The organism is Streptomyces mesophilus (assembly GCF_011044995.1).
Classification (GTDB): domain Bacteria; phylum Actinomycetota; class Actinomycetes; order Streptomycetales; family Streptomycetaceae; genus Streptomyces; species Streptomyces mesophilus.
The window spans coordinates 1-3925 of record NZ_JAAKZW010000392.1 but is presented as its reverse complement, the minus strand read 5'-3'; the positions used below and the strand labels follow the sequence as shown (position 1 = coordinate 3925).

The window sequence follows — 3925 nt, the reverse complement described above, 5'->3', positions numbered from 1 at the left end:
GGACGACGAGGGGACGGGGCTCCGGGTGAGGTGTTCAGCCCGGTTCGGCAGGGCTGTTCAACCCGGTCCGGCAGGGCTGATCAGCCCGTCTTCTTCCAGTCCTGGCACCCGGTCGTCTTGAAGTAGGCGTCCTTCGCGGTGATCGTCACGATCCCGTTGCCGTTCACGTTCTCGTTGGCGGCGATGGACTCCAGGCCGTGCTCGGCGTCCTTCGAGCGCTCCCAGTAGCACATGTCGTCCGTGTTCCCGCTGGACTTGTACGTGCCCGGGGCGATGTCGACGCCGACCTTGAACATGCCGCCCTCGCCCTTGATGTCCCCGCCCTTCGGCGAGCCCTTGGCGGCCTCGTCGACCGCGGTCCAGCCGTTGCAGTCCGAGGACTTGAACAGCTTGTCGCCGGGCTTGATCGTCACGTACGACGTGCCGGTCACGTTGTCGTTGGCCAGGATCGACTCGAGCTCGCCCTTGGAGTCCTTGAGGCGCTCCCAGTAGCACATGCCGTCGTCGTTGCCCGTCGTCCTGTACGTGCCGGGCTTGACGTCGGCGCCGACCTCGAAGTCCCCGTCGCCGTCGATGGCGACCTTGTCCTTGGGGGCGTCCTCGGCCTTCTGCGGCTTGTCGCCGTCCTTGGCCTTGCTGTCGCCGCCGGTACCGGCCGAGACCGAGGCGGAGTCCTTCGAGCCGTCCGAACCGTCGTCGCCGCCGGCCCCGAGCGCCCCGCCGATCCCGACGACCACGACGATCGCGCCGATCGCGGTGAGCACCTTGTGGCGGGCGACCCAGCTCCGTCTGGGCGGCGGCTGAGGGGCGGCGTGCTGGGGGCCGTACGAGCCGTGCGAGCCGTACATCGGCTGCTGAGGCTGCTGGGACTGCTGCGACCACTGGGGCTGCTGGGGCTGCTGAGACATCTGGAGCACCTTTCGTGCACAAGGGGACAGTCGTAGACCGGCTGTGAGCCCGTGAACTCGGTGGGCTGTGAACCGCTGGGTCAATAAGAGCAGAGCCTGTGAACCGAGTCAACACGGTTCACAGGATCTGGTCCGTTCACGCGTGTGAGCGATAGGATCCAGCGCATCCGCAGCGCCGAGCCGTATCGGTGCGCATGGGGCCGTATCCAGAGCCGTATCCAGAGGGGAGCCAGCCGGGTGCCTACGAGTGCGACAGAGGTGACCGCCGCCGGAATCGCCCGGCTCGCCGGGGTGGGCCGGGCCGCCGTCAGCAACTGGCGCCGCCGGCACGCCGATTTCCCCAAGCCCGTGGGCGGCACCGAGACCAGCCCGTCCTTCGCGCTCCCCGAGGTCGAGGACTGGCTGCGCCGCCAGGGCAAACTCGCCGAGGTCCCGCTGCGCGAACGCGTCTGGCAGCAGCTCACGGGGCACCCCGCGGGCCCCGCCACCGCGCTGCTGCACATCGGCTGTGAACTGCTGCTCGTGCACGAGCGCCCCACCGACTGGCTCGAGCTCAACGCGCTCTCCGACCGGCGCCTGGCAGAACTGCTCCCGGACGCGTACGCCAAGGTGCTCACCGACCGCTTCGGCGCCGCGCGCCACCGAGCGGTCCAAGTCCCGTCCACCGAGGCCCTGCACGCCTCCGTACCGCTACTGCGCGCGGCCGCCCACCTCGCCGCCGAGCTGGGTACACGGCAGACCTTCGAGTTCCTGCTCGGCCGCCACCTGGACGCCAACTCCCGCCAGTACACGCCCACTCCGGCAGGACCCGCCGAGCTGATCGCCCGCCTCGCCGGACCCGTACGCTCTGTCCTCGACCCGGCCTGCGGCACCGGCGCCCTGCTCAGGGCCATCGCCGCACGCCCCGACCTGGAGCTCCACGGCCAGGACTCGGCGCCCGAACTCGCCGCCCTCACCGCCCTGCGCCTGGCCCTCGCCGGCCACGCCCGCATCCGCACCCGCACCGGCGACAGCCTGCGCGCCGACGCCTTCCCGCAGCTCAGGGCGGACGCGGTGGTCTGCCATCCGCCGTTCAACGAGCGCAACTGGGGCCATGACGAACTGGCCTACGACCCCCGCTGGGAGTACGGCTTCCCCGCCCGCACCGAATCCGAGCTCGCCTGGGTCCAGCACGCGCTGGCCCGGCTCGCCGACGGCGGCACCGCCGTCCTGCTGATGCCGCCCGCCGCCGCGTCCCGCCGCTCGGGCCGCCGCATCCGCGCCGACCTGCTGCGCCGCGGCGCCCTGCGCGCCGTGATCGCGCTGCCCGCCGGCGCCGCACCCCCGCACAACATCCCGCTGCACCTGTGGATCCTGCGCCGCCCCGGCCCGGCCACCCGGCCTGCCGCCGAGCTGCTCCTGATGGAGACCGCCTCGCTCGTACCGGAAGGCCAGCCCGAACTGCCCTGGCCCGCCCTGCAGTCCGCGGTCACCGAGGCCTGGGAGGCGTACGAGCGCACCGGCACCGCCGAGGAACAGCCGGGCCTCGCCCGCGCCCTCGCGGTGATCGACCTCCTCGACGACGACGTGGACCTCGCGCCCGCGCGCCATCTGCCCCCGTCCGCGGCCGGCGGCGGTATCGAGCAGCTCACCTCCGTACGGGAAAAGCTCACCGACACCCTCAGGCTGACCGCCGACCTCACCCCGCCCGCCGCCGAACCGGCCCCCGACGCGCGCTGGCCGCTCACCACCATCGGCGAACTCGCCCGCGCGGGCGCCCTCACGCTCAGAACCGGCAACGCGGCCGTCGCGCTCGGCGGCACCGTCCCCGTCCTCACCGACCACGACGTGTTCACCGCGGCCGTCCCCTCCGGCACCCTGCCCGAGGACCACGAAGCGCCCGAACTCACCGAAGAGGGCGACGTGGTCGTCCCCGTCCTCGGCGCCGGCAGCGTCACCCGAGTCATCGACGCCGCCACCGCCGGCGCCGCGCTGGGCCGCAATCTGTCCCTGCTCAGACCCGACCCGGCGGCGCTCGACCCCTGGTTCCTCGCCGGTTTCCTGCGCGGCACCGCCAACAACCGCCAGGCCAGCAGCTACGCCTCGACCGCCACCCGCCTCGACGTCCGCCGCCTCCAGCTCCCGCGCCTGCCGCTCGAGCAGCAGCGCGCGTACGGGGAGCGGTTCCGCGCCCTCGCGGCCTTCGAGGACACCCTGCGGCAGGCGACGCGGCTCGGGGAGCAACTGGTCCAGGGGACGTACGACGGCCTGACGGACGGGACGATCGCGCCAGGGTGAGCCGGACAGACCCCTCCCTCCCGGGGGCCGAGCCCCAATGAGGCTATCGATCCCCACTGACAAAGCGGACTCACAGACTCCGTAGCCGGATCGTGCCCGCCGTGACCGGATCGATTTCCTCGATCACGTACAACCCCGGGCCGGTTGTCCTGGTCGCCTTATACGCTCGTCTCTGCACGTCCCGACTCGGCACCCCGTTCGGTTCCAGGATTCGCTTTCAGGAGCAGCCCCATGCACGGCCCCGGCTACGCACCACCGCCAAGCCGCCGTCCCTCCGACGCGGCGCTGGTGACCCTGCGCGTGGTCTTCGTCGTGCTCGCCATCGGCCTGTGCGGCATGCTCGCCTGGGCGCCGCTGATCCGGGTCGCCGTCCTGACCAAAAAGGCCAAGGACTGGGTGCTGTTCGCCCTGGCTCTGGTGGTGGTCGCGTTCTCCCTCTTCCTCATCGGCGACGAACCGACCGATGACATCGACACCAACCAGGAGTGGTTCGGCCTGCTCCTGCTGCTCGGCAACCTCATCGCCTGTGTCACGTACTACCTGTACGCGGACATCAAGCACTTCCACGGCTGGAGCGGGCCGGCCACCTACGCGCAGCCCCAGCTCCACAAGCAGCCCCAGGCCTACGGCTACCCGCCCACCGCCCCCACCGCGTACGGGCAGGGCGTCCCGCACCAGGGCGTCACCGCGCCGATGCACCCGCAGCAGCAGCCCCTGCCCACCCCGCCGCAGCAGCCGAT

At 71.8% G+C, this 3925-nt stretch carries 3 protein-coding genes; 2 read left to right on the top strand and 1 reads right to left on the bottom strand.

Annotated features, from left to right (window positions below; translation table 11 throughout):
• Positions 1–80 precede the first annotated feature (80 nt).
• Positions 81–908 carry a hypothetical protein gene (locus G6045_RS39730; RefSeq protein WP_235968600.1) on the bottom strand — a complete coding sequence of 276 codons (828 nt, stop codon included), beginning with the start codon at positions 906–908 and terminating at the stop codon, positions 81–83.
• A 237-nt stretch (positions 909–1145) separates the two neighbouring features.
• On the opposite strand from G6045_RS39730, the gene G6045_RS39725 reads away from it, so the two are divergent.
• Both G6045_RS39725 and G6045_RS39720 read left to right on the top strand, forming a co-directional pair.
• Positions 1146–3185 carry an N-6 DNA methylase gene (locus G6045_RS39725; RefSeq protein WP_165337112.1) on the top strand — a complete coding sequence of 680 codons (2040 nt, stop codon included), beginning with the start codon at positions 1146–1148 and terminating at the stop codon, positions 3183–3185.
• Positions 3186–3416: 231 nt separating this feature from the next.
• Positions 3417–3925: hypothetical protein (locus tag G6045_RS39720; protein ID WP_165337111.1), on the top strand; the 509-nt coding region annotated here is incomplete at its 3' end.